Origin of the sequence: Halomonas sp. CSM-2 (assembly GCF_002119345.1) — a bacterium.
Taxonomy (GTDB): Bacteria; Pseudomonadota; Gammaproteobacteria; order Pseudomonadales; family Halomonadaceae; genus Vreelandella; species Vreelandella janggokensis.
This window is the reverse complement of sequence record NZ_NBYR01000008.1, coordinates 15,311-38,968: the sequence shown is the minus strand read 5'-3', so window position 1 is coordinate 38,968 and position 23,658 is coordinate 15,311. Positions and strand designations below refer to the sequence as shown.

Below are 23,658 nucleotides of genomic sequence, written 5' to 3'. Positions count from 1 at the left end.
AAAAGCTCTTTTTGCGCTTTCTTTTCAAGTGTTTGTCTACCATACGGATTCATCGTTTCAGCCTATGCGTCACTATCGGCATCGCGTAACAGTCTGGCCATCGCAGAGTGAACGGCGGGTGTCGTCACCAGCAAATGCTGGGAATATAAATCTACAGGTACGTCAGCTGGCACATCGTAAAGATGCCCCACACTGGCACCCGCCTCGCGCGCGACAACCCAGCCGGCGACGAAATCCCAGGGCGAGACGCTCTCGTAGTAAGCATCCAACCGCCCACAGGCAACATCGCAAATATCCAGAGCGGCGGCGCCGTTGCGTCGTATATCGCGGCAGTTACTCAATACGGCAGCCAGGCGAGGCAACAGAGCTTCCCGAGCCTCGCGCTGATAGGGAAACCCCGTTGCCACAAGACTGCGCGCCAGTTCGCTTGCGTCGCTTGGCTGGATGGGCTGGTCATTGCAGAAAGCCCCAGCTCCCTCGGCGGCGGTGAAGGTTTCTTCCAGAAACGGTGCGTGGACAACACCGATCTTTGCCACACCGTTCTCCATCCAACCGATCGAGACCGCCACATGGCGAAGCCCCTGGGCAAAATTGACGGTGCCGTCAATCGGGTCGACAACCCATAGTTGTGGGGCACTTTCGTTGAATGCCTGATCGGGAGAGAGTTCTTCGCTTAAACGGGTCTCGCCAGGAAAATGTGATGCCAGTTGATCACTAATAAAGCGATCAACCGCCACGTCGGCATCCGTCACCAGTTCATCACCGGCCTTGTAATGCCGACCAAAAGATTGCTCCTGGCGTGCCTGACGAATCATTTGCCCCGCCTGTTCGGCAATCGAGCGGGCAATGTCCAAACGCTCTTTGAGGGTATAGGCAGGCATAGCGACTCCGTTAATAGACAAGCCCCTAGCGTAGTGCATCCACCAGGATATCGACAACTACGCGCGTGGCCGCATCGATCAACACCACATCAGACCCCACACGCTGCCACTCATAACCGGGATAACGAGGCAGTTCGTTGGCGATCGGCCCGTCAAACCGCTTGGCGATGCCTGGCGGAAGCGGCTTTCCACGTGCCAGATTGCGCTCTATACCCGGTGGAAGCGGCTCCGCTCTGGGCGCGCCGTATTCACGCAGCAGGCGCTGCAACAACCGCTCCTCAATACGTGGCCAGTCACCACGATAATTCCGTTCGGTGCGATCATCGTAAGACCGATTCTCACGCTTTGGAGTCTGCCCCTGATGATGCTGCTTATCGCGAGCGCCGTGAGCCGGGGCATGGTCGGGCTGGGCTATGGCGGCACTGCTTAGCATAAGTGCTATGAGTGCGCTTGGAACCACGATTTTGAAAAGATTCACTGTAAGCTCCACATCTAGGTTTAGAGCTTACAGTGTAGTTAGCCAATGCGCAGATATTGAGTAAATAACAAGCATATTACAGACATTTAAAATGCTGAAAACGCCATTACAACTGATATCTCCCTTGGGGGCTAAAGTTCTTTCTGATCACGGCAGGAACCCGGCAAATATTTTTCGTCAAGCGCATTACCTGCGCCAGTAGTCGTTCGGCAAGACCACTGAATAGAACCACCTGTCGCTTCTGATTCCATCACCACCCATTTACCCGCAATGGCGCTATTGGCATTATCGCTCATTTCCATGACAACACGAGCCGCATAGTTCTCTTCGCCAGGCCAAATGCCGATGTAAGCCACATAGCTGTCGTCGCTGCTTTCTCCGCCATTACCGCTTCTATCCTCATCTTCAGGCAGACCAGCTTCCTCATTGCTATCAGGGAAGCGGCCTCTCACTGCATAAAACTCACTCATGGTCGTTTTATAGGCAGACGCCAGATTAAAAGCCTCGGACACCTGAGCGCGGGCGGTATAGTTCTGGTACTGCGGAATGGCGATGGAGGCCAATACCCCGATGATGGCGACCACGATCATCAGTTCGATCAGCGTAAAGCCTTGCTGGGTTCCCTTCATTTTTATCCCTCTAAGAACACTCGATCGTCACTATCTAGATGGGGGCCAAAAGGCCCCCATTAATTAACTTACTTAAAAATCAATCTGCACGACAGCCAGCGGGTAGCCAGTTTTCCTGAGTATCTCCACCATCACCTTGCCAAGAACATATCCAGCCATTACCGGGGTTAGCAGCTCCATCGTCACCATCATCAGCGATAGGTGTAATCTCCATCACCGCACCATCAAGAGCACTATCATTCTCAAACGTCACTTCTATGTCGGGGTTATTATAATCAACACTAGCGACATAGCGTCCTGAAATCTCTAAATCGTCATCGTCTTCATCGAGACTTAGTTCCGCTCTGTTAGGCATCTGGCCCCGCAGAGAATACTGCTCAGCTATATCAGCGCGCACCCCGGCCGTTACCGAAAGTCCCTCGCTGGCCTGAGCGCGGGCGGTGTAGTTTTGATACTGCGGCACGGCAATGGACGCCAGTACGCCGATAATGGCCACCACAATCATCAGCTCAATAAGCGTGAAACCACCCTGCTTCTTGTTACGAATTGCCGGTTGTGCAGAATGCTGCATGGAGACGTCTCCTTGGGGAATGCTACCCAGCGGCGCCGCAGGGTATCGCGATAGGGGAAATTTAAAATGACACTAACTGACAGTCTGTGCTTTATCAATATATCGCACCAACGCTTGAGTATGAGTTATATCGGCAGTGGGATGCCTGGCTTGAGCTTTTCGACTTAACGAGACGCTACTGCCTTGTGGTGCCAAGTATGGTAAAAGTAACCCGCAGCGCACTTCACCAACGAGTCACGCATGAGCGAACCCTATTTCGAGTCCACTTTAAGCCATGCCGCCGCCCGGGGCGGACTGCGTGGTATCGCCCAACGCCTGGTCAAGCACGGGTTGCTGACCGAGGCTCAGGCGGCTACCGCTGAAGCGACAGCGTTCGACTTGGATATCTCACTGCTCCAGCATGTCGTTGACAGCGGCCTGGTTGATCCCAGGCAATCAGCCATTGCCGCTGGCTGGGAGTATGGGTTGCCGGTGATTGATCTCAACGCCGTACGGTTATCGTCACTGCCACCAGCGGCTGAGTACCCTGTTAAAGTCCTTCAGAACTTGACGGTGCTGCCATTGGCACGCCACGGTCACCGGCTCACTGTTGCCGTCCCTTTCCCGGCGACGCTTACCCAACTGGATGAGTTGCAATTTGCCACCGGGCTGAGCGTTGAAGGCGTACTCGCGCCTGTTGATCAGTTGAGCACGGCGTTAAACCAGTATCTCACCCAGAATGAGCGCAGCATGCTGGAGGAGCTTGACGACATCGACGATGCCGTCAGTTCCTTGAATGTCGTCCAGGGAGCCGCCGGTGAAGACGCTCCCCTTGAGGAAGCACCGCAGAATAGCGACGACGCACCGATCGTCAAATTCGTCAATAAACTGTTGCTGGATGCGGTTCGCCGGGGCGCCTCGGATATCCATTTTGAGCCCTATGAAACCCAGTACCGGGTTCGCTTCCGGATTGATGGCATGCTGATCGAGGTGGCACGGCCGCCTTTCGCCATGCGTAACCGAATCGCCGCGCGCTTGAAGATCATGGCCCGGCTGGATATCTCCGAGCGCCGCCTACCCCAGGACGGTGCGATCAAACTCAAGCTTTCACGCACTCGCTCCCTCGACTTCAGGGTCAATTCACTGCCGACTGTGTATGGCGAGAAGCTCGTACTGAGGATCCTTGACCCCACCGCCACGCAATTGGGCATCGAGCAGTTAGGCTTCACCGATGACCAGCGCGGTTACTACGAGCGGGCGCTGGCGCAGCCGCAAGGCATGATTCTGGTGACCGGCCCCACGGGCAGCGGTAAAACCGTATCGCTGTATACCGGGATCAATATCCTTAACCAGATAGAGCGTAATATCTGCACTGCCGAAGACCCAGTGGAAATCAAGGTTCCCGGCGTTAACCAGGTCAACGTACTGCCAAAAATCGGCCTGGATTTCGCCAGCGCGTTAAGGGCATTCCTGCGCCAGGATCCTGACGTGGTCATGGTCGGCGAAATTCGCGACCTGGAAACCGCCGAGATCTCCATCAAGGCGGCCCAGACCGGCCACCTTGTGCTGTCAACGGTACATACCAACTCGGCGGCCGAAACCCTCACTCGCCTGTCCAATATGGGGGTGTCTTCCTTCAATATTGCCAGCGCGGTCAGTTTGATCATTGCTCAGCGCCTGGCGCGCAAGCTTTGCCCTCACTGCAAGGAACCGGCTGACATTCCCCACGAAACACTGAGACGCGAAGGGTTCAGCCAACAGGAGATTCAGCAAGCTACCCTATTTCGCCCGGTCGGCTGCAAGCAGTGTACCCATGGCTACAAGGGGCGTGTGGGTGTCTACGAAGTCGTGCCGATAACCGATGCGATGCGCCAGTTGGTCATGCGCGATGCCAACTCACTGGATATTGACCAGTTGGCCCGCCGTGAGGGGTATCCGAGTCTGCATCAAAGTGGTCTTTTAAAGGTGATGCAAGGGATCACGAGCCTTGAGGAAGTTAACCGTATCAGCAAGGAGTAAACCATGGCCAAGTCGCCTCGGGCTCGTCGTCAGCCGGGTATTCAGCTTTACCGCTGGAAGTGGGAAGGCACTGGGCCCCAGAACCGCACGCTTAGCGGTGAAATAATTGGTCGCAGCAAGGCAGACGTCGCCAGCGAGCTCGCCAATCAGCAAATCAACGTAAAGCGGTTACGCAAGAAAGGCGGCCTCAGCGGTCGTGGTCGTATCAGTCCGCACGATATTATGGTGTTTGCCCGCCAGATGGCGACCATGATTCGGGCAGGCATTCCGCTACTTCAGGCGTTTCAGGTGGTCGCCGAGAGCCTCAAAAAACCGGCAATGGTAGCGCTGGTCCAGCAAATGATGAGCGATGTATCCGCTGGTTCCAGCTTCTCCGATGCACTGCGCCGCCACCCCAGGCATTTTGACCGCCTGTTCGTGAACCTTGTTGAAGCAGGCGAGCAGTCCGGGGCACTTGACCAGATGCTTGACCGCATTGCCACTTACAAGGAGAAAGTCGAGTCGCTTAAAAGCCGCGTCAAGAAGGCCATGTGGTACCCCTCCGCGGTCCTCCTGATCGGTGTCGGCGTCACCCTTCTTCTGCTGATCAAGGTGGTGCCCGAATTTGACAGCATGTTTGACAGCTTTGGCGCAGAACTCCCCGCCTTGACGCAGATGACGGTCAACCTATCGAGCCTGGCCCAGCGTTACTGGCTATATGCATTGGGGGGCGTCGTCGCGGGGATCTTGCTGCTCAAACAGGCGATTAACCGCTCTCCCCGCGTTGCTTACCGCGCGCACAGTGTCCTGTTACGCCTGCCCGTCGTCGGTGACATCCTGCATAAATCGGCAGTGGCACGATTTGCCCGGACCCTGGCGACCACCTTTGCGTCTGGCGTGCCGTTGGTTGAAGGATTGGACACGGCGTCCGGGGCCACCGGCAATAGAGTCTATGAACGCGCCGTCACCCGGACGCGCCATGACGTGGCCACCGGTCAGCAGTTACACTTCGCCATGCGCATGACCAATCAGTTTCCGCCCCTGGCAGTGCAGATGGTCAGCATCGGTGAAGAAGCAGGCTCGCTGGATGCCATGCTCAACCGCGTCGCGGACTACTACGAAGAAGAAGTCGACAATAAGGTAGATGCCTTAACCTCGCTGATGGAACCGCTCATTATCGTGGTCTTGGGCCTGCTGGTCGGCGGTGTTGTGGTGTCGATGTACTTACCCATCTTTAACTTAGGCTCGGCCCTGTAAGGCGCCGTGCAAAGGTATTTCATGCAGTACTTGTCGATCACTTTCTGGCCACTGGTCTTTTTATTGGGGTTATGCCTGGGCAGCTTTCTCAATGTGGTCATTACCCGTCTGCCCGTTATGCTGATGCGGCATTGGCGTCAGGAAGCACGTGCCCAGCTCGCGCTTGATGAAGAACCATCGCCGCGCTTCAACCTTGCCCAACCACGCTCTATGTGCCCGCGCTGCGAGTCTTCTATCGCCTGGCACGATAACCTGCCGCTGATCGGCTGGTTCAAGCGGCGCGGGCGATGCGCGCACTGCAATGCCCGGATCAGCGTGCAATACCCGCTCATAGAGCTTGCGGGTGGCATCCTGGCTATCAGTGTTACCCTACTTTATGGCATCAGTTGGCAGGCGCTATGGCTTTATGGGGCCTGCTTGACGCTGCTTGCTCTGGCCGTCATTGACTGGCGTGTACAGCTACTGCCCGATATCTTGACACTGCCGTTGCTGTGGGCCGGTTTGATCTATCAATGGCTTTTTCAACCCGCTTTCCTCGCCGATGCCGTTATCGGTGCGGTGGTGGGGTATATGAGCCTATGGAGTTTTTACTGGCTATTCAAGCTGACTACCGGCAAGGAAGGGATGGGCTTTGGTGACTTCAAGCTACTCGCTGCATTGGGTGCCTGGCTGGGTTGGCTATCGCTTCCACTGGTCGTGCTGTTCTCTGCGGGTTTAGGCGCCATTCTCGGCCTGGCCTATCAAGCATCATCACCCCAGGCGCGGGGCACCCCCATGCCGTTCGGGCCTTTTTTAGCACTTGCCGGATGGATAATGCTGCTCGCTGGCAACGACATATTAGTAATGTACCTCAATATCGTCAGTTAACCCTGACAGTCTGAATGACATACCATAGGTAGACACACCATGATTATTGGCCTTACGGGAGGCATCGGCTCAGGCAAGTCAACGGTCGCCCGCACCTTTGGCGGACGCGGTATCGGGTGGGTCGACGCCGATGACGTGGCGCGGGAAGTCGTGGCCCCCGGCGAGCCCGCACTTGATGCTATCCGTCAGCATTTTGGGCCCAGGGTGATAAATCAGGATGGGGCACTCGACCGAGCTGCTCTGCGCGAGATTATTTTTGAAGCCCCTGAACAACGTCGCTGGCTTGAGCAGCTCACCCATCCGCTCATCCGCGAGCGGATTATTGCCCAGTTGGACAACATCCAGTCGGGGCCTTCCCCCTATGCGCTGTTGGTATCGCCTTTACTGTTCGAATCGGGCCAAGCGGCGTTGGTCAATCGCACCCTGGTGATCGATATTCCCACCGACATGCAGCTATCCCGAACGCTTGAGCGCGACGGTGTCAGTGAAGCAAATGTGCGTGCTATTCTGGACGCACAGATGTCGCGCGAGGAACGTTGTGCCCGTGCCGATGACATCATCGACAACAGTCGTGATATGGCGCACATGCAGCGCCAGGTCGCCCGACTTGATCAATACTATCGCGAGCAATTATCGTCGTGACCCGTTGACGGCCCTTGAGGCGGTCTCTTTCACTGATCACGTTTTACACCTGCGGATATTTTATGTCTCAACCTGCTAACGACAGCCCATTTGAAGTCGCTTGCCCTCAATGTTCAAGAACCGTTGCATGGAGTAGCGAAAGCCCTTTCCGGCCATTTTGCAGCAAACGCTGCCAACAGCTCGACCTGGGGGCCTGGGCGGAAGAATCCCACCGAATAGCCGGTGAAAACGCCATGGACGAAGCCGATATCGACGCTATGCTAGCGCAGGCTGATCGCGATGCACCGCTTTCCTAAATGACCGTATCCGACTACCCTGCCTACCATCTTATGCAGCACCTTGAACGGTGCTTTGATGATCTGATGGCAGCATTGGACGTACTTGCAACGCAATACGCAACTCAGTGCCCGCCTACCTGGATGCTGTCTCCCATGGCCGATTCCTCACCAGACGGGTTCAGAACGGGACTCTTTGATGTCTGGCATCAGACGGGGCAGGATGGTCGGGAAACACGCAATTACCTGGGTATCGTTGTCGCCAACGAGGCGCTTATCGACGCTGCTCGCAATGTAAATGCAGCGAAAGACGCATTCCATGCCGGTTTGCAAAAGATTAAAAGCACCACCCCTAAAGCGTTAAGTGACACTAAAGCACAACTGACCACTCGCCACCCGGATGTTAATCAGGTCTTGCGTAAAGAGGGGTTAGCGCGGCTACATTTAAAACAATGCTGGCGTCAATTGCCTATCGCCGATGCGGAAGTCGCAAAAGTGCGCTTTGCCTGGTATCAAAGCGGACGCTCGATTAAACGCATCACCGTAAGAGACGCCGAACAAAAGCTACTTCGACTGGATACTGACGCGCCGCATATAAAAATACAATTGCGTCGTCTTGCAGGCTTACCCAGCGAAGAACCACTTGCCCAGGTTCAAACCCAGGCACCGCTGATGCGGGCCAATCTCTTTTTTAGCCACCCATTAGCGGATGGCCACACGCGACGGGCGTTAAACGTTTCCATGCCCCTTTTTGTACCCAATGAGCGCCTGGGAATGCCTGATATCAAGGCACCGCCAACTCACCCCCAGCCGCAACGGACTCGGGCGACTCGAAGCGATGAAAAACTGGAATCCGAGGTTTTCTTACCCAGCCTGCGAGTTTATCGCTACCGTTAAGCTTATTTTAACATCAGGTTTAAAAAAACGGGGTTAATCAAGCAGGCACCTGCTCCTCCGTCCAACGTCCCGAAGCCAGCAGCGCCTCGATCAACTCGCGCAGCTCATGAGATGCCATGTGGTATTCCGCCAGCAATGCTTCGAATTGCTGCTGAAACGCTTCCTCTCGTAATAGAGCCTGCTTTTCGGCGTCTTCCTCTTCAAGCGCCTCCAAGGAGCGCACTGGCGGCCCAGTCGGGATATCCGTTGCGCTGCCTGGGTCTTCTAGCTGACGTAGCGCTTGCGCAAAGGCATCATCCAATTCACGAAATTTACGAAGCTTGTCGCGCTCGTCCATCGGTTTCTGAGCTTTTTGATATTTCATTGATATGTCATTCACACCCTTTCGATTGAGAGATACGCCTGCCTATAAGGCCATTTTCCCCAAAAACTGTGCCCAAACGCGTAAAAAGCCAAAGCAAACTTGCCTTCGAGAGCTGTTCCTAGCATAAAGAGAGCATCATTATGTATCGGTGCATAAAGTAAAGAATACTTACGTATCACTGCACATTTTGCGACCACTGACATATTACGCTGCAATGTAAGTACTGGGCTGCAATATAAACGTTGGGCTAAAAAACCGCCGCCACGTTGCACTGACGTGGCGGTTCATCCGTGACACCAAGGCACCGGGAGGGTGCACATACCGCCAGATACACTACCTGGCGGTAAGACTCATGCATGGGAGGCCAGATAATGTTCAATGCTATGACACGAGCTGAAATCTGGCTGCAAGACACACTTGAAAAGCCATTGAGTATTGACGACCTTGCGCAACATCTAGGGTATTCAGCTTCACAAGTACGACGCCAATTCCGTCATTACTTTCACACAACGCCGAGTGCCTATCGAGAAAAGCGTCGGTTAGAGCGTGCGGCGGTTTTACTCGCCCTCACTCCCCGTAATATAGCGCAAATTGCACTGCATTGCGGTTACCAAAACCATTCGTCTTTTTCGCGAGCTTTTCTGCGACATTTTCGACTATCCCCGCGACATTACCGTCAGGCTATGGGCCATGTAATGCATCAGCAAATACCGCCTTACGGCTACACGACTCGAATCAAGCAAACACCGGCTCGGCAGGCTGTTCTCATGCGACTCTATAAATCACCGGAGCAGCTTCAAGGCCTCGGGGACAGCACTTACCATAGCCACCAGTTGGAAAGCCTGCAAGCAAGGCTGGCAGACTCAACCCCAGCCGTTTCGCTGCCTGATCTACTCAGCGAAAAGATTGATGCTCTAAGCGATCAAGCTGCGCATCCGGTGCGTACCGATATCGGGCTTTATCTTGAAACACTTCACAACATGAAAAGCATCCCACTGCCTGCGCCCTACCGCCGGATTAATATCGCGGCACGCTACTATGCGAGCACCTGCTTCGAGGAATTTTCACAACTTTCACACGCGCTGACCAGCATGCTGCTGGAACTCTTGCATAAACAAAAGGGCTATTACATCAGCGGCGAGGCGCCCATGGTACTGTGGAAACCCGATTATTTGGAATTGAGGGTACCGCTGAATCAATAAGCAAATACATTTTGGGGAACCAATAAAGTCGGCATTCCCATTGGAAATGCCGACTTGGCGATACGATACTTAGTCTTCCATCCGGACAAGCCAGGACTCAACGGTCTCATCGCCGTGTTCGTCTTTCCAGCTACGCAATCCCTTGTGGTTACCTCCACGCGTTTCGATAACCTCACCTGTATGAGGGTTTTTATATATCTTTAAACGACGCTTACGGCGGCCTGCATTACTACTGGCGGGCTTTGAGCCACGCTGGTCAGCGGCAGGATCAAGCAATGCGACCACGTCGGCTGGACGCTTACCAAACTCGTTCATGAGTGCTTCAAGCTTTGATTTGAACTCTAGTTCACTCTTGAGGCGCTGATCACCCTCTAGTCGCTGAAGGTCTTCTTGAAGCTGCTTCAGCTGCTGTTCTTTTTGGATGTATTCGTTAAGTAGTGACATGGGGAATCCTTTAACATCAGGTCAAACCAGATAAGATACCGAACGGACATTGTCAGTATCCATTAGTTCAGAATGCGCATTCATTATTGCTGTAAAAAGACCAACTGACAACAGTCTAGATGATTTTTAGTCAATTACGAAAGATATTTTAAAGATTGGCTTAGCAATGAATAACTTTTTATTAGGGCGGTCTCAATGACCAAGTGCAACACCTAACCTATCAGGTAGGGTATTGCCATGACTCACTGTTATCGCCATCTTTCTGCTGAAGATCGAGCTGCCATCATGCTGATGCAGGCTCACCACTCGATTCGCGCTATCGCCCGTCAGTTAGGACGTGCACCCAGTACTATTTCACGAGAACTGGTGCGCCATACTGTCAAGCCTGACGGGGCGTATGACGCCAGCCTCGCTGGACATAGAGCCCGACTGACCCGCTGTCGGCCTCGCCGTTGCCCAAAGTTACCTCTCGATGGTGAGCTTTTTGAGCTGGTGGTCTACCTGCTGCGCAAGTACTGGTCACCAGAGCAAATAGCCCGCACACTGAAGCGTATGTTTCCTGATAACACTGACCGCCACGCCTCGCACGAAGCCATCTACAATGCGCTCTACCTCATGCCGCGCGGCTCGCTCAAGAAGGAGCTGATTGCCTGTTTGCGCCAGGGTAACGGTAAACGACGCCCTCGCAGCCGTGGCAAGGATAGGCGGCAACAGATTCCTGATCTGGTGAGCATCCACCTGCGGCCACCTGAGATTGAAGACCGCCTGATGCCTGGCCACTGGGAGGGGGATCTCATCATTGGCGCTAACAATCGTTCTGCCGTTGGTACATTGGTGGAGCGCACGACGCGTTTAGTGATCCTGGCGAAAGTGGATGGCACCACGGCTACAGCGGCGGCTGTTGGCTTCAGCGACAAGCTCAATGAGGTGCCGCGCGCTCTACGCCTGTCCATGACCTATGACCAGGGCAAAGAGATGGTGAAGCATGCCGAGATCACTCAGAAGACGGGGACAGCGATCTACTTTGCCGACCCGCATAGCCCATGGCAGCGGGGTTCCAATGAGAACACCAACGGGCTGTTGAGACAGTACCTGCCGAAGGGCACGGACCTGTCGGTCTTCAGCCAGGAAGAGCTCGACGAGATCGCCGACTCACTCAATACACGGCCGCGCAAGACACTGGACTGGCGCACGCCGCTGGAAGTCTACGCCGAGGTACTCAAGAAATCCGTCGCCGGACCGAGCGCGCTTCAATAGTGTTGCACTTGGAACTTGAGGCCGCCGGCATTGTAGAGCCTCATACCTTCATCTTTAGCAGCTTGCGCTTCTTCGTCCAATGCCCAGGCGGAAGATGACGTCAGCGTAGTTAACGTTAATCCTACCATCGTAGCTAGCGTAGTTAGTCGCATAGTTAACACCATAATGTCTTCACCCTTCTTCACGTTGTTCATGCTCGATTAATAGAGCGCTTGCTATTTAATTTAATCTTGTGGGTGAATCCAGTATGAAATAATTCGGTCTTCCTTATAATCATAACTCAATTTCATTTCATAGGTTCTGTGATATTTATCGAATGACCAAACCCATACCTTGTTAGAATACTCACATGTCAATTTTGGTCTAGATCGATAAGTTTCTTTACATTCCTCTAAATGCATTTTCTTCCAGTTAATGCGAAGGTTTTTGGCCATCCAGTCAAGTTGTATTACTTCATCTTCGATCCACTCTCTTGGGTCAGTGATAGTTCGGCTATTTTCCGAATAGGATGGCCATGCACCATCAAAACCCATTTGGTAAGACTGACCATTTTCATCGAATTTGTTTTGTTCCAAATATGTCTGACGATATACCTCTCTATTGTGAGATGAAAGCAAGTACAATGTCGCTTGCTCGTGATCCTGATCCTTAACAGCTTCTATGAAACTGACCATAGTGGGGGGCGGGGGCGGACCTTTCGGTTGCATGTATAAAAATATTGATACCAAAAACACCGTTAATATGGAAAAAATGATGGCTTTGACTTTCATGTTTTAAAGAGCTCGCTTGTTAAGCGCCAACCGGAAGTGGTTAGCGCAAGATGCTTTACGGTGTTATGATGAATAAAGTTCAATTCTAAATCGACGTAATTCAGTGTCTACAAGCCTTTTTCTTGCTTCCTCATTATCACAGCTTACTGTACTGCATACATTCTCATTTAAATTATACTGAGAAATTTTGTCATGAGCTTCTAATGAGATGCTTTTGGCGGCTTCGATATCGTCTTCTTGATAATATGCTTTAGCAATCTCAAGCTGGACGATTGCTTTGCTGAGAGAGTTAAGGAGATCAGGAAGGATTGCCTTTGCTTCTTCAGTGTTCCCTTGTCTAGCCAGAGAAATTCCATGACTTTCCAAACGATGATTTCGAATTTCTGGTGTAGAAATAGCACTAATTATAATAAGTTTTACTTGGTTTTCAGAGAGCTCTTCAGATGCTCTATCCTCTAGGGAAAGCGCCTCTGAAAGTATATCTTCGGCAGATTGACCAGACGAAAAAGTAGGATTTTCGAGAATCTCTTTCCCTTTCTTCGTAGCCGCATACCGCGTACGAATTCTTTCAAGCTTGTACCTCGCTTGGCTATAAACAGCAAGTTTGTCGCTGATAGAAGCGTCATTTTCCAGCGCGTCTATTTCCGTTATATCATCCATTAAAGACTCATAAAGACGGCTTGCTTCACGCTCTTCCTTTGAGCATCCTGCCAAAAGTAAAACAAGAAATAACGTGGTAATAAACTTTATCGAAGCTTTCATTTATTTCACATCCTTGATGCTGTTAATATTTAGAGGGTTTTAATTAACAATGGACACCTCAACATGTCCTTGCACAGATTCTGTTTATGTATACTTGCATGCTTTCAAGACTTCTATTGCTGCTGAGGATTCAGAGGAAGGTTAAAAACCCGCCTCTGCAATTGGTCGAAGCGATACTTCAGCAGAACACAAATAACCCCTTCATCACCGATCTCTGCTGCGATCTCAAGTGGGGGTTGCATTTTTTCCCACTGATGGATGCCCCACAGTCGCATGCCTTCCGCTTTGGCGGCTTGTGCCTCTTCATTCAGCGCTAAGGCAAAAGGCGACAACACCGCCGATAGTTTCAGTCCTCCCAGTATGGTCAGTAGGTTTGGTCGTTTTGGTGACAAAATCAGTAGCCAAATTTCTCAGGGAAATAGGACAGCGGCGGCTCAAAATTTAACCATTCCTCTTTCATACGCTCGCCTTCTTCGCGCTGTTCGGGAGTGATGCTGTCCCGATAGACTCGTAACGCTCGCTCTGAAGACGTGCCGGGCACTTCTTCGTTCCTAGCCAGCATAATGGCCCAACCTTTAGCAGGATCCTTTTGTGTTTGACACATTTCACGCCCTTTTGCTTCAGGCTCGATATAACAGGATGCTTGCCATTGCCTGCCATTAATATGTCCTGCTTCTGAAGCCTTGCTCATCCACTCCCAAGCTTCTTCGTGACGACCTAGATGGCTCAAAACTACCGCAAGATCATTCATAGAAGGGGCATAACCACCCTCTGCTGCCTTTCGAAACCATACCTCAGCGGCTTCCAAACGCTCGGTATCGTTGGTGTAACCTTCTTCGTCGTTGCGGGCTATTTCACCCAGCAAATGCATGGACTCCACATGGCCCGCATCGGCGGCACGCCGTAGCCACTTCATTGCCTCATCTTCATCGGGCTCTTTAACGTAGTAATAAATATCGTAAAGCGCAGCCATGGCGTCGGGATCACCCGCTTCGGCTTTGGGCAGGGTGAGTTCCAACGCCGCCTGGGGCCAGTCATCGCCGTTTTCGGGGCAGACATCCCCCAGCTCGCAAGCACCACCGTCAAACAGGCGCAGCATGGCGTGGGGGTCACCGTGTTGTGCGGCTTGGTAATACCAGTCCAACGCGGCTTGTGAAAGGCCACGACTGAGTAGCCGATTAGCTTCACCTAGGTAATACATCGCCTCGACATCACCGCTCTCTGCTGCGATCTCAAGTGGGGTTTGCATTTTTTCCCACTGATGGATGCCCCACAGGCGCATGCCTTCCTCTTTGGCGGCCTGCGCCTCTTCATTCATCGCCAAGGCGGAAGGCAGCATAAACGCTGTGAGCGTTAAACTTGCTAGCATTGCCAGGATGGTTGATCGTTTTGGTAACAACATCAGGGGCCAAATTTCTCAGGAAAATAGGAAAGCGGCGGCTCACGATTTAGCCACTCGTCCATCATTTCTTCGCCCTTTTCGCGTTGTTCTGGCGTGACACTATCGCGATAAACTCGTAGTGATCGTTCCGAAGAAGTGCCGGGGACTTCTTCATGGATAGCAAGAAAAATCGCCCAGCCTTTTGCTGGTTCTGGATCGGTGGCAGAATTACATAGGGTCAATTCTTCCCAGTCAGGCTCAATATTACAGGCGGCCAACCAAGTTCGTCCGTAAATATGCCCCGCATCGGAAGCTTTGTTTACCCATTTCCATGACTCTTCGGGCTGGTCTAGATGGTTTAATACAGATGAGAGATTATGCATGGCAGGCGCATAGCCCGCCTCCGCGGCTTTGCGAAACCACACCTCTGCGGCTTCCAAACGTTCAGCATCGCTGGCATAACCCTCTTCGTCGTTGCGGGCTATCTCACCCAGCAAATGCATGGACTCCACATGGCCCGCCTCAGCGGCACGCCGTAGCCACTTCATTGCCTCATCTTCATCGGGCTCTTTAACGTAGTAATAAATATCGTAAAGCGCGGCCATGGCTTCGGCATCGCCGGCCTCAGCTTTAGGTAGCATCAGCTCTAATGCCGCCTGGGGCCAGTCATCGCCGTTTTCCGGGCATACATCCCCCAGTTCGCAGGCCCCACCATCAAACAGTCGCAACATAGCGTGGGGGTCACCGTGTTGGGCGGCTTGGTGGTACCAGTCCAGAGCGGCTTGTGAAAGGCCCCGACTAAGTAACCTATTTGCCTCGCCCAAGTAATACATCGCCTCGACATCACCGCTCTCTGCTGCGATTTCAAGTGGGGGTTGCATCTTTTCCCACTGGTGAATGCCCCACAGTCGCATGCCTTCCTCTTTGGCGGCCTGAGCTTCGTCTTCCAGCGCCCAGGCGGAAGGTAGCATGAGCGCCGTAAGCGTTAGCCCTGCTAGCGTTGCCAGGATGGTTGATCGCATAATGTCATTCCTTTGTAGGCTGTCTTGTTAACCCGCACAGATCTCAGTGCCGAGGCCTGCGACGTAGCGGCGGTAATCTCTCTTTGAACCTGGTACATCAGGATTATCTGTCCCTGAAATCTGATCCATAAACTTATCCAGATCACTCTTATGGTTTTGGTAAGCGGAATCTGGGTAGTCATGCGGTGGCTTGCCGTTGGCGGTCATTCTTACTACCGCTTTGGTAAACAGATACTGGGAAGGGGTAGGGGTTTCGCGGCTAAAGCGGCAGAGGGGGCCGTAAACGTTCATGGTGACGCCCTCCACAATCCAGCCCAAGCAGTTAGCTATGGCAATTTGCTGAAAATCCAGCGCTTCCTGAGCATTAAAGTGTTGGCTGTTGCCAGCACTTCTTCCTCTACCAGGCTCTTCTATTTCAAACGCCCTTGGCTTGCTGACGAGCAGATACATTAGTGCGCCTAACCCTTCGGGTGTTAATTGCTGTACCCAGTTACGCATCTGATCTCGGCGAGGGTCGTTAGTAATGACATACGCAATCGGCCCCGCATTCTGCCCACCAGTCAGGGCGCTGTAGAGTCGCTCAATACCCGCCTGCCCACGGGCTGCCAGCAGGCCTACGTTCAGCAGGGTGGTGGTGGCGAGATAGCCTAGCCGGCCCATGCTTTGGTAGGCGTCGTCATCAATCCAATCAGGTTGGACATAGTCGTTATCCACCATGGCGCGGTGGAGCATCACTAGCCACAAATCCAGGCTGTCGATATCCAGTTCGACGGAAAAACTGCCCCCAGCTCCCGTGCCGATGACGACGCGTGCGGCCATGCGCAGCACGAACTTGCCGTTCTGCATGCCCAGCGCGAGGCCAAGCCTTCCCCCTAAGCCTTCAGCCACTTCCATCGCCAGGGTGGCAGTGCCAAGGTTGCGCCACCCCGTCAGTGACTGACTGGCGCGCTGCATGTTCATCTTGGAAAGCCCCGCACGGGTGGGGAGAATGCGCGCCAGGTTCGCGGGTGGTTCCCAGCTTAATGCACAGCGGGTTTCGATACCCAGCCGAGCACCGGCAAAGGCCTCGATGGTGGCACCCTCGGCTTCCCGCTTGGCCCAATCAACACCGCTCACGCTGAGACCTTCCTCGCCAAGGGAGATGCCCGTCTCGGCCGCCAGTGCCAGGCTGGCACCCGCAAACCCTTTGGCAACGGCGTCCACGACTAAGACATAGCGGCCTAATGCGCGCTGTTCATCAACCTCGGAAAGGGTAGCGACTACCTGCTGAGCCTGCTCTTCTCGCGGCAGGACTAGTCGCCCCAGTGGCAGCTCCCCCCGTGCCAGGCTAAAGGTGCCCTTGGCCTCCCAGCGATAAGTGGCCTGGGCAGCGGTCCTGCTGGAGTTGCTCTCATCGAGCTGCCAACGACCCTTGGAGGGGCGCTTGATAGCCAGTTCATCGCGCTGTGTGGTCTTAAGGCTGTTACTTCCGCCACTGCTCATTGCAAGTTCGGTGTCCAAGAACGTTAGTGTGGGCTGTTGGGCGACGACCTCCCAGGGCGTATCGCGGTCGCTTTCACTACGCTGCTCGTTGAGATCAAACCTGGCCATGCCGACCAGCCGCATCATTTGGGCCTGAGCGCTGGCGTCGAACAGGCGCAGCCGTTCACGGCTCGGGCCGGTGAACAGAATTTTCTGTAGCGCAGCCCCCCATGTTTTCTTACGATCATCATCAAGGGAGTCAATTTCGTGCCCTTGCTCCTCAAGGTAGGCGAAGAAGCTTTCAGGCTGGAAAAACCCCAATGGCTCTTCATGCCAGTCGGCACGATGTTCTATCGGCTCGCAGCCACGCCCTTGCAGCCATTGGGAGAGAGCGCTTTCTGGCGCCTCCCATAACGTTGCAGGCAATACACCGTCCGCGTTCATGGCGTTATCCAGACGCTGCCGTTCGGTTGGAGTGATGGCGGACATCAACTGACAAAGGCTGAGGTGGCTAAGTGACTGGTCTGCCTGAGGGGAGCTGAACTCTCGTAGCGGGAAATCGCGGCGTACCAGCAGTTCGACTTTGCGCTTCTGGTAGCCCATGGCATGGCGGTCGTCTTCTATATCGGTATGCCAGATAAGGACGCGACCGGGCTCCATCTTGCTGACGGCGTCATCGGCCTGCTTGAACAGGTCGCTCAACGTCTCCTGGAGGTGCTCATAATGTTGCCGTTCTTGTTCGAACAAGAAGATAGGCAGCTTGGCATTGCCAGCGGTACCGCTTTCCCATTCACTCAGTTTTTCCTCGACCGCCTGGTGTAACTCGACGCTTTGTTTGAGCGCTTGGCAGTATGTGTCGAAGGCACTGACACCCTCGTCCAGCGACGCAGTTTCGGCGTTGGCTGCCGATAGCGCTAGTTCGGGGGTGGCGATACCCAGCGACGCAAGGGTGAGGATACTCTCGAGATAGTCGCTATACTTGCTTTCCTGCTGCTGTGAGAGCTGCTGGACATGGCCCACAAAGTTACATTGCTGCGCTGCCTCGTCAGGCGGCATGGATTCGCATAATCCAATGAAGGTTTGATATTCGGCGAGCACCTCTTGCAGCGAGAAGGGAGTGGCTTCGCCTTCGCTTCCAGGGTTGAAGTGGTACTCGCGCTGAGCCAAGGCCCGGCACGAACGGTAGGTTTCCAGCGCCTGCTCGATTTCTGTTTCCCAGGGGCCATAGTAGTTTTCACCCTCGATGCTATAGCCCGCTTCCTGCGCGCGACTTAGGCCCGCTTGATAAAGGTCACGAAGTTCGTCTTCCAGGCGCACAGCGTCAGGGTCCCTGACATGGCGCGCCAAGTGATCCAATAACGCGGGCGTCGTAAATTGCCATAGCAAAGAGCGCTGGTGCGCAATGCGATCTTCAAGGCTTTCTTGGTCAACAGCGGTCATCTCAATTAACTGCTCGAAACACGCTTGGTAACGCGCCCTTTCGCTGTCGTCGAGGAAGTTTTCGGCACGGGTCGGCAGTAGGCACTCCATCAAGCCTGCCTCTTCGTTGAGTACCCGAAGTCGCTCGGTGGCATCCTCTTCTTGTGTCCACGCCTTAAGCTGTTCTGCGGCTTCCAGCAAGATGTCTGAGACCTCTTCCGTCAGCAACCAGAACGTATGTGTTCCCGGCAGGTAAAGAATATCGGCCCAGCATTGCTCTTGGCAGACATGCGCTGCGTTTTCCCCGGCGCTCTCGCCATCAGATGCCGGTGGTTCAAAGATGTTGACCACCATCGGGTCAAGGTGGCGCTCTGCGGTTTGCTCAGTATTCATAACAGGCGTTCCAACTGCTGTACTTTTTGGCGTGAAGGCAGGGGCGTGTTCAGAATGTCGTCTATCTGAACATCCAGCCTTTCGCCTTCGTCCGTCATAATGGGCAATAGCCGCTTTAAATGATCCGAGCGGCTGATGCCTGCCTGCATCGCTGTTTTCATCCGTGCCAACCAAGCATTGGGTAAAGAAGCTGGCGGCGTCTTCGTCATTCGGCTCAACCACCACGCCGGTTGGCTTTCGTTCAACGCGGCTTCCATATCAGCAGTAAGCTGCCAGCGTTCCGGTGCAGGGGACGTTGGTGCATCGGCCTGCCAAATAGACCACTGACCCTGGGGCGTGGGGGTGGCTACTTGGCCTAGCGGGTTTAACCAGTGTGAGTAGATACTGGCTGGCGCGCTGGCGAGCAGGGCTGTCCATACGGCGGGCTGYTGAAGGTTGATCAGTGATTTTCCGCCGTGCGGGTCATCCATCACAAACAGTKCCCGCAAGTGGTCAGCAATGCTTTGCAGGGTTTGATCTGCCGGTGGCTGGCAKACCCATCCCAAGCGTTGCTGGCAGAGCTTTTCTGCGTAATGCCAAGCTTCACTGSCGACTTCAACATCAAGTAGCCAGGGGCTGGCCTCCAGCAGAGGGGAAAGCGACGTRCCCGCAAATAGCGTGGCAAAATCGCGTTTGCCGGGAAGTGATAGCAGTGGCCTGCCCTGTTCAGGCGAGTGACGCTGGTCCAGTACCACAAAGCCRCGCTGGCCTGTCACCATCCCCGCAAGGTTGTCCGCCGGRTAACAGCGTTCGGCAAGTTGGTTTAACCAGCYAGACATGGGCAATCYTCGCGCGARCACTGGGTGTCATTGATCTTGCCGCAGAGCGGCATGATAGCCGCTTCGCTTAGCTGGTAATCCTTCAGCTTGGGGAGCGAAGTGGGCGGTATCGCTTCATGCGTTTCCGCCACCGCATGCCCAGGCAGCAGCGGCCCTTCCACCGCCTGACCGCTGCCACTGCCGGGGCTGCCGCCTGCGTTGACGCGCACCTTGGGGCCCACCACGGTGACGCCGCTGCCGTCCAGCTTGAGGAAGCTGCCGCCAGCGTTCAGGGTGAGTTCGTTACCGGCTTCGAGCACCACTTTATGGCCTGCCTTGATGTGCAGCTCCCGGCCGCTTTCACTCAGCCAGGCCTGGCCTGTATTGATATGGCTCTGTTGGTATCTGTTGTTGGCGTTCTCCAAAAGTACTGCATAAACTACTGTATATGCGGTTCCCTGGAGTACGCTATGAAACGTCCAGATATCAAAGCGCTCGAACAGACGCTAACCCGCCTTCCTGTTGATCTTAAAAAACACCTTTCCGATCAACTTCTTGAGCAAATTAACTCCCAGTCAGATGCGCTGCTCGAGACCGCCAATCCTCGCCATGCGTGTCCCCATTGCGGCAATGAGCGTCCTGCTAAATGGGGGCGTGCCAGTGGCTTGCAGCGGTATCGGTGCCGAAACCCGGCATGTCGCAAAACATTCAATGCGCTCACAGGCACACCCCTTGCTAAGCTGCACTACCGTGACAAATGGTTCCACTACCTGCGCTGCATGCGGGATAGCCTGACGTTACGTGTCTGTGCCAAGCGTGTGGGGATCGATTTAAAAACAGCCTTCCGATGGCGTCACCGCTTTCTACATGAGAGCACCCACGCCAACGATAATGCCTTATCGGGCATCATTGAGGTAGATGAGACCTTCTTCGTTGAGTCATGTAAGGGCAAGCGAAAAATCACGCACCGCCAGCCTCGGAAACGCGGCAGCCAAGGTAATAAAAAGAAAAAAGCCGATAAAATTCCGGTTGTTATCGTGCGTGACCGCAATGGCCATGTCAGTGACTTGGTAGACCCGAGGCTCCAAAAGTCCACTGTCCATGCTTTTCTGGCACCGATCATCGATCGCGATTCGATTTTATGTTCGGACGGGCACAGCTGGTACAAGTCTTTCTCTGCGGAACATGGCATTGCCCACCATCGACTGATCACACTCGATAACCAGCGAGTCATTGGCAAGGAATACCATATTCAGAATGTTAACAGTTATATCAGCCGACTGAAGGGCTGGATGAAGCGTTTTAAGGGGGTGGGGACAGCGTATTTACCCAATTATTTGGCATGGCGACGATTGTTTGAAACAGCGAAGCCAGCCGAGGAAGCGTGGCTACTGGCGGTGATTGGCGCTGACCAACAACAGATACCAACATAGCCATTGATATGCAGGGTGCCGTCCACGCTGAGGTGCTGCTGGCCTTCGGTATGCTCGAAACGATTGCCGTGTACCGTGTGGTGATCGTCGTTGTCGATCTCGCTGATGCGGTCGTTATTGACCTTCAAGAAGCTGTCGTTGCGGGTCTCTTCAATACGGTCGTTAAGCGTCAGCAGCTCCAGGTCTTTCTGGGCGTGGAGCCAGATTTGCTCTTCGCCCGCTTCGTCTTCAAAGCGCAGTTCGTTGAAGCCCTCGGCCTTGTGGCTTTGGGTGCGCAGTACTGTGCGGGTCTTGTGTTCGGGCAGCGTGTACGGCGCGGTATTCACCGCGTGGTAGGTACGCCCGGTGACCAAGGGCTGGTCGGGGTCGCCTTCCAGGAAGGAGACAATCACCTCATGGCCGATGCGGGGAATGGCGATGCTGCCGTAGCCGCCGCCTGCCCAGCCCTGGGCAACCCGCACCCAGCAGCTGGCCGTTTCATCAGGTTCAGCGTAGCGGTCCCAGGGAAACTGGACCTTGACCCGGCCATGCTCGTCGCAGTGGATCTTCTCCCCTTCCGGGCCGACCACAAAGGCGACCTGAGGGCCATCGACGCGGGGTTTGGGGTTGGGCGTGGCGCGCCAGGGGGCATCGCCGGGGATCAGCGTGACCTGATTGTGGTAGCGGGTCATACCGGCTCTGTCTGATTGGGTGATACCGTCTTCTTCCAGCGCCTGGGGCTGTTCGCCGTGGTGAAGAACACTGATGGCCTGCCAGTCGCGGTTGAGGCTGTCGGTGTCGTGGTCAGTCAGCGTGAAGCGCAGGCCGGGGGCCAGTTCGGGCAGGTCGCTTTCGGCACTGGCGGTGATCGCCTCACGGCGCAGCTGTTCCAGGCGAATACGGGTAAACGGCTCGCCGGAAGCGTCCTGCTTGTAGCGGCCGGGGTAGTCGTAGTGCTCGTAATCCACCTGCTGGCCGTGCTGCTCGACGTCGCGGCCCAGATGGTCGTGCAGCTGCGCGTAGGCCGGGTTCTTGAAGCTGTAATTCTTGAGCGTGGCGGACGAACTCGCCACCCGGGCGGTATGGCTGAGTTTGCGCACATGCCGTGTAGGCGCGGTGCCGCCGGCGCGGCTGTGGTAGGTACGCTCGCCGAGGCTTGCCAGCACCTGTGGGTCGTCGGCGAAGATCAGCCGATGACTATCCTCATCAAATTCATGGAAATAGAAAAGCCCCTCTTCCGAGGCCAGGCGCTCGATAAAGGCGAGATCCGTCTCGCGGTACTGCACGCAGTACTCGCGCTCGGGAAGCTCGCGGGTGACCGCAAAGGCCACGTCGCGGATGCCGCGCTCGTCGCAGAGGGTATTGATGATGGTGAGCGGGTCGACCTTCTGAAAGATGCGCGAGTTCTGGCGCAGCGAGAGCCGCCAGAGCGCCGGGCGCAGTACCAGGGAGTAGAAGGTACGTCGGTGGCCGCGGTCGCCGCGGCCAAATTCAGCGACAATCCCATGCACCCGGCGCAGCGGTTTGCCGTCCTGCCAGATGGTCAGGGTGGCTTCGCGATCCAGGAGGTCGGCGGCGTCCAGGCTGCCATCGCGGCTGGCCAGGTTGAGCGCCAGTTCGAAAGGCTGGGAGAGCGCCTCACGGTGGGTGAAGTCGATCACCGCGATATCGTTAATGCCGGGTAGCGTTAGGGTGAATTGCAGGCCTGTCTCCGCCCCCATACTTTCAGACATCATGCCACTCCCTGGATCGCTATCTGCTAATGAGAAACGATCAGGGTAGCGAGACTTGCGGGCGGAACAACCCCTTTACGGCACGAAGAGCTAATGTCTTACAAAGCTTTAAGAAATATCTTACAAAATTGCGGGCTAGTTGATGAATAGTCAAAACCGCAAGTGGAAGTCACCATCGCGCATTTGTTGAAGCAGTGAGGGGGGGGTTGGCGCGTTATCCGTTGGGCGATCAGGCAGGATCAAGGCGCCTTGGGTGATCGCTGGTAGATGGGCTGATCGCTCGACAAAGTTGAGTTCCCACAGGGGCTGGAGATTACGCGGCGTGGCTGCGCAACAACGGCCAGGCGCCTTGTTTGGATGCTTCTAAAATCACAACTTCAACAATGGTGCCATCTTCTGCGTAACTAATATGCGTATTCCAATCTTGCGACACCTCTTTCGAGATTGGCTTGTCGGAGAGATGCACGACTAAAATGTCATCCGTTTCGTCATAGGTGGTTCGCATGTTTAACCCTCCCACTGAAAATGGTGCATAACGGTTTTAACTATGAGCTTATCTTCTAGCACAACGGCAGCGCATACCAAGTTGTCATTCCGTGACGAGAACATTTTAGCTATCCAGAAACGGCTATCATCTTTATACCGAATCTGCCCTGTTTCGAGTAGCGCTCTCAATTGTTCTTCACTAATAGCGCGCTGCGTCATACGCTCTCGTGCATATCGAGTTACATGAACATCCATGTCGAATCGATGACAATGCATCCAAC

At 54.4% G+C, this 23,658-nt stretch carries 26 protein-coding genes; 9 read left to right on the top strand and 17 right to left on the bottom strand.

The window, feature by feature from the left end:
- Positions 1–62 precede the first annotated feature (62 nt).
- From B7L15_RS08140 to B7L15_RS08125, 4 genes are all read right to left on the bottom strand, one after another.
- On the bottom strand, positions 63–881 hold the full coding sequence (locus tag B7L15_RS08140) for an inositol monophosphatase family protein (RefSeq protein WP_085918497.1): 819 nt from the start codon (positions 879–881) through the stop codon (positions 63–65).
- Between the two features lie 25 nt (positions 882–906).
- Positions 907–1,359: an anti-virulence regulator CigR family protein gene (locus B7L15_RS08135; protein WP_254902887.1), complete on the bottom strand. Its 453-nt coding sequence runs from the start codon at positions 1,357–1,359 to the stop codon at positions 907–909.
- Between the two features lie 131 nt (positions 1,360–1,490).
- Positions 1,491–1,988: a pilin gene (locus B7L15_RS08130; protein WP_085918496.1), complete on the bottom strand. Its 498-nt coding sequence runs from the start codon at positions 1,986–1,988 to the stop codon at positions 1,491–1,493.
- A 79-nt stretch (positions 1,989–2,067) separates the two neighbouring features.
- Positions 2,068–2,559: a pilin gene (locus B7L15_RS08125; protein WP_085918495.1), complete on the bottom strand. Its 492-nt coding sequence runs from the start codon at positions 2,557–2,559 to the stop codon at positions 2,068–2,070.
- Positions 2,560–2,799: 240 nt separating this feature from the next.
- Between B7L15_RS08125 and pilB the strand changes: the two genes are divergently transcribed.
- The 6 genes from pilB (at position 2,800) to B7L15_RS08095 (ending at position 8,474) form a co-directional block, all read left to right on the top strand.
- On the top strand, positions 2,800–4,557 hold the full coding sequence (pilB, locus tag B7L15_RS08120; RefSeq protein WP_085918494.1) for a type IV-A pilus assembly ATPase PilB: 1,758 nt from the start codon (positions 2,800–2,802) through the stop codon (positions 4,555–4,557).
- Between the two features lie 3 nt (positions 4,558–4,560).
- Complete coding sequence (locus B7L15_RS08115) at positions 4,561–5,793, top strand: type II secretion system F family protein (protein WP_085918493.1); 1,233 nt, start codon at positions 4,561–4,563, stop codon at positions 5,791–5,793.
- Positions 5,794–5,814: 21 nt separating this feature from the next.
- Positions 5,815–6,660 (top strand): prepilin peptidase, encoded by an 846-nt coding sequence (locus tag B7L15_RS08110; RefSeq protein WP_085918492.1) that lies wholly within the window; start codon positions 5,815–5,817, stop codon positions 6,658–6,660.
- A gap of 39 nt (positions 6,661–6,699) precedes the next feature.
- Positions 6,700–7,302, top strand: coding sequence for a dephospho-CoA kinase (gene coaE / locus B7L15_RS08105; protein ID WP_085918491.1), 603 nt, complete (start codon positions 6,700–6,702; stop codon positions 7,300–7,302).
- A 62-nt stretch (positions 7,303–7,364) separates the two neighbouring features.
- Positions 7,365–7,598, top strand: a complete 234-nt coding sequence (gene yacG / locus B7L15_RS08100) for a DNA gyrase inhibitor YacG (protein WP_085918490.1) — start codon at positions 7,365–7,367, stop codon at positions 7,596–7,598.
- A complete protein-coding gene (locus B7L15_RS08095; RefSeq protein WP_085918489.1) occupies positions 7,599–8,474 on the top strand; it encodes a DNA replication terminus site-binding protein in 876 nt (291 codons plus the stop codon).
- A gap of 37 nt (positions 8,475–8,511) precedes the next feature.
- On the opposite strand, the gene B7L15_RS08090 is transcribed toward B7L15_RS08095, so the two are convergent.
- Positions 8,512–8,838: a hypothetical protein gene (locus tag B7L15_RS08090; RefSeq protein ID WP_085918488.1), complete on the bottom strand. Its 327-nt coding sequence runs from the start codon at positions 8,836–8,838 to the stop codon at positions 8,512–8,514.
- A gap of 371 nt (positions 8,839–9,209) precedes the next feature.
- On the opposite strand from B7L15_RS08090, the gene B7L15_RS08085 reads away from it, so the two are divergent.
- A complete protein-coding gene (locus B7L15_RS08085) occupies positions 9,210–10,040 on the top strand; it encodes a helix-turn-helix domain-containing protein (RefSeq protein WP_085918487.1) in 831 nt (276 codons plus the stop codon).
- Positions 10,041–10,109: 69 nt separating this feature from the next.
- Here the strand turns inward: B7L15_RS08085 and B7L15_RS08080 are convergent, their stop codons facing one another.
- Positions 10,110–10,484, bottom strand: a complete 375-nt coding sequence (locus B7L15_RS08080) for a histone-like nucleoid-structuring protein, MvaT/MvaU family (protein ID WP_085918486.1) — start codon at positions 10,482–10,484, stop codon at positions 10,110–10,112.
- Between the two features lie 237 nt (positions 10,485–10,721).
- Here B7L15_RS08080 and B7L15_RS08075 point away from each other — a divergent pair, with 237 nt between their 5' ends.
- Positions 10,722–11,741 carry an IS30 family transposase gene (locus tag B7L15_RS08075; protein WP_085918485.1) on the top strand — a complete coding sequence of 340 codons (1,020 nt, stop codon included), beginning with the start codon at positions 10,722–10,724 and terminating at the stop codon, positions 11,739–11,741.
- 224 nt (positions 11,742–11,965) lie between these two features.
- On the opposite strand, the gene B7L15_RS08065 is transcribed toward B7L15_RS08075, so the two are convergent.
- The 8 genes from B7L15_RS08065 to B7L15_RS08030 all read right to left on the bottom strand — a co-directional run bounded on the left by B7L15_RS08065 (position 11,966) and on the right by B7L15_RS08030 (position 20,171).
- Complete coding sequence (locus B7L15_RS08065; RefSeq protein WP_085918483.1) at positions 11,966–12,511, bottom strand: hypothetical protein; 546 nt, start codon at positions 12,509–12,511, stop codon at positions 11,966–11,968.
- A 63-nt stretch (positions 12,512–12,574) separates the two neighbouring features.
- Positions 12,575–13,273 (bottom strand): hypothetical protein, encoded by a 699-nt coding sequence (locus tag B7L15_RS08060; protein ID WP_085918482.1) that lies wholly within the window; start codon positions 13,271–13,273, stop codon positions 12,575–12,577.
- A gap of 113 nt (positions 13,274–13,386) precedes the next feature.
- Positions 13,387–13,665 (bottom strand): hypothetical protein, encoded by a 279-nt coding sequence (locus tag B7L15_RS08055; RefSeq protein WP_139839360.1) that lies wholly within the window; start codon positions 13,663–13,665, stop codon positions 13,387–13,389.
- A gap of 2 nt (positions 13,666–13,667) precedes the next feature.
- Positions 13,668–14,642 carry a tetratricopeptide repeat protein gene (locus B7L15_RS08050; protein WP_217807999.1) on the bottom strand — a complete coding sequence of 325 codons (975 nt, stop codon included), beginning with the start codon at positions 14,640–14,642 and terminating at the stop codon, positions 13,668–13,670.
- A gap of 32 nt (positions 14,643–14,674) precedes the next feature.
- Positions 14,675–15,676, bottom strand: coding sequence for a tetratricopeptide repeat protein (locus tag B7L15_RS08045; protein ID WP_217807997.1), 1,002 nt, complete (start codon positions 15,674–15,676; stop codon positions 14,675–14,677).
- 27 nt (positions 15,677–15,703) lie between these two features.
- On the bottom strand, positions 15,704–18,949 hold the full coding sequence (locus tag B7L15_RS08040; RefSeq protein WP_085918480.1) for a hypothetical protein: 3,246 nt from the start codon (positions 18,947–18,949) through the stop codon (positions 15,704–15,706).
- A complete protein-coding gene (locus B7L15_RS08035) occupies positions 18,946–19,767 on the bottom strand; it encodes a DUF4123 domain-containing protein (RefSeq protein WP_085918479.1) in 822 nt (273 codons plus the stop codon). Before B7L15_RS08035 ends, B7L15_RS08040 begins: the two co-directional genes overlap by 4 nt.
- Entirely contained in the window at positions 19,752–20,171 is a 420-nt protein-coding gene (locus B7L15_RS08030; protein WP_441316949.1) for a hypothetical protein, read from the bottom strand. Before B7L15_RS08030 ends, B7L15_RS08035 begins: the two co-directional genes overlap by 16 nt.
- Before the next feature lie 45 nt (positions 20,172–20,216).
- Between B7L15_RS08030 and B7L15_RS08025 the strand changes: the two genes are divergently transcribed.
- Positions 20,217–21,179 carry an IS1595 family transposase gene (locus tag B7L15_RS08025; RefSeq protein ID WP_139839359.1) on the top strand — a complete coding sequence of 321 codons (963 nt, stop codon included), beginning with the start codon at positions 20,217–20,219 and terminating at the stop codon, positions 21,177–21,179.
- On the opposite strand, the gene B7L15_RS08020 is transcribed toward B7L15_RS08025, so the two are convergent.
- The 3 genes from B7L15_RS08020 to B7L15_RS08010 form a co-directional block, all read right to left on the bottom strand.
- Positions 21,080–22,879, bottom strand: coding sequence for a type VI secretion system Vgr family protein (locus B7L15_RS08020; RefSeq protein ID WP_254902897.1), 1,800 nt, complete (start codon positions 22,877–22,879; stop codon positions 21,080–21,082). The two genes, B7L15_RS08025 and B7L15_RS08020, sit on opposite strands and share 100 nt — an antisense overlap.
- A 325-nt stretch (positions 22,880–23,204) precedes the next feature.
- The gene (locus B7L15_RS08015) at positions 23,205–23,396 is read right to left on the bottom strand and encodes a DUF2283 domain-containing protein (RefSeq protein ID WP_085918476.1); all 192 of its coding nucleotides are present in this window, start codon (positions 23,394–23,396) and stop codon (positions 23,205–23,207) included.
- A gap of 2 nt (positions 23,397–23,398) precedes the next feature.
- Positions 23,399–23,632, bottom strand: coding sequence for a DUF4258 domain-containing protein (locus B7L15_RS08010; RefSeq protein WP_441316948.1), 234 nt, complete (start codon positions 23,630–23,632; stop codon positions 23,399–23,401).
- Positions 23,633–23,658: the final 26 nt, after the last annotated feature.

What these genes read in the sequence shown, in the direction of transcription:
- B7L15_RS08140 (WP_085918497.1), bottom strand. Translation starts at nt 881, where the DNA reads ATGCCTGCCTATACCCTCAAAGAGCGTTTGGACATTGCCCGCTCGATT.
- B7L15_RS08130 (WP_085918496.1), bottom strand. Translation starts at nt 1,988, where the DNA reads ATGAAGGGAACCCAGCAAGGCTTTACGCTGATCGAACTGATGATCGTG.
- B7L15_RS08125 (WP_085918495.1), bottom strand. Translation starts at nt 2,559, where the DNA reads ATGCAGCATTCTGCACAACCGGCAATTCGTAACAAGAAGCAGGGTGGT.
- pilB (WP_085918494.1), top strand. Translation starts at nt 2,800, where the DNA reads ATGAGCGAACCCTATTTCGAGTCCACTTTAAGCCATGCCGCCGCCCGG.
- B7L15_RS08115 (WP_085918493.1), top strand. Translation starts at nt 4,561, where the DNA reads ATGGCCAAGTCGCCTCGGGCTCGTCGTCAGCCGGGTATTCAGCTTTAC.
- B7L15_RS08110 (WP_085918492.1), top strand. Translation starts at nt 5,815, where the DNA reads ATGCAGTACTTGTCGATCACTTTCTGGCCACTGGTCTTTTTATTGGGG.
- coaE (WP_085918491.1), top strand. Translation starts at nt 6,700, where the DNA reads ATGATTATTGGCCTTACGGGAGGCATCGGCTCAGGCAAGTCAACGGTC.
- yacG (WP_085918490.1), top strand. Translation starts at nt 7,365, where the DNA reads ATGTCTCAACCTGCTAACGACAGCCCATTTGAAGTCGCTTGCCCTCAA.
- B7L15_RS08095 (WP_085918489.1), top strand. Translation starts at nt 7,599, where the DNA reads ATGACCGTATCCGACTACCCTGCCTACCATCTTATGCAGCACCTTGAA.
- B7L15_RS08090 (WP_085918488.1), bottom strand. Translation starts at nt 8,838, where the DNA reads ATGAAATATCAAAAAGCTCAGAAACCGATGGACGAGCGCGACAAGCTT.
- B7L15_RS08085 (WP_085918487.1), top strand. Translation starts at nt 9,210, where the DNA reads ATGTTCAATGCTATGACACGAGCTGAAATCTGGCTGCAAGACACACTT.
- B7L15_RS08080 (WP_085918486.1), bottom strand. Translation starts at nt 10,484, where the DNA reads ATGTCACTACTTAACGAATACATCCAAAAAGAACAGCAGCTGAAGCAG.
- B7L15_RS08075 (WP_085918485.1), top strand. Translation starts at nt 10,722, where the DNA reads ATGACTCACTGTTATCGCCATCTTTCTGCTGAAGATCGAGCTGCCATC.
- B7L15_RS08065 (WP_085918483.1), bottom strand. Translation starts at nt 12,511, where the DNA reads ATGAAAGTCAAAGCCATCATTTTTTCCATATTAACGGTGTTTTTGGTA.
- B7L15_RS08060 (WP_085918482.1), bottom strand. Translation starts at nt 13,273, where the DNA reads ATGAAAGCTTCGATAAAGTTTATTACCACGTTATTTCTTGTTTTACTT.
- B7L15_RS08050 (WP_217807999.1), bottom strand. Translation starts at nt 14,642, where the DNA reads ATGCTAGCAAGTTTAACGCTCACAGCGTTTATGCTGCCTTCCGCCTTG.
- B7L15_RS08045 (WP_217807997.1), bottom strand. Translation starts at nt 15,676, where the DNA reads ATGCGATCAACCATCCTGGCAACGCTAGCAGGGCTAACGCTTACGGCG.
- B7L15_RS08040 (WP_085918480.1), bottom strand. Translation starts at nt 18,949, where the DNA reads ATGAATACTGAGCAAACCGCAGAGCGCCACCTTGACCCGATGGTGGTC.
- B7L15_RS08025 (WP_139839359.1), top strand. Translation starts at nt 20,217, where the DNA reads ATGAAACGTCCAGATATCAAAGCGCTCGAACAGACGCTAACCCGCCTT.
- B7L15_RS08020 (WP_254902897.1), bottom strand. Translation starts at nt 22,879, where the DNA reads ATGGGGGCGGAGACAGGCCTGCAATTCACCCTAACGCTACCCGGCATT.
- B7L15_RS08015 (WP_085918476.1), bottom strand. Translation starts at nt 23,396, where the DNA reads ATGCGAACCACCTATGACGAAACGGATGACATTTTAGTCGTGCATCTC.
- B7L15_RS08010 (WP_441316948.1), bottom strand. Translation starts at nt 23,632, where the DNA reads ATGGATGTTCATGTAACTCGATATGCACGAGAGCGTATGACGCAGCGC.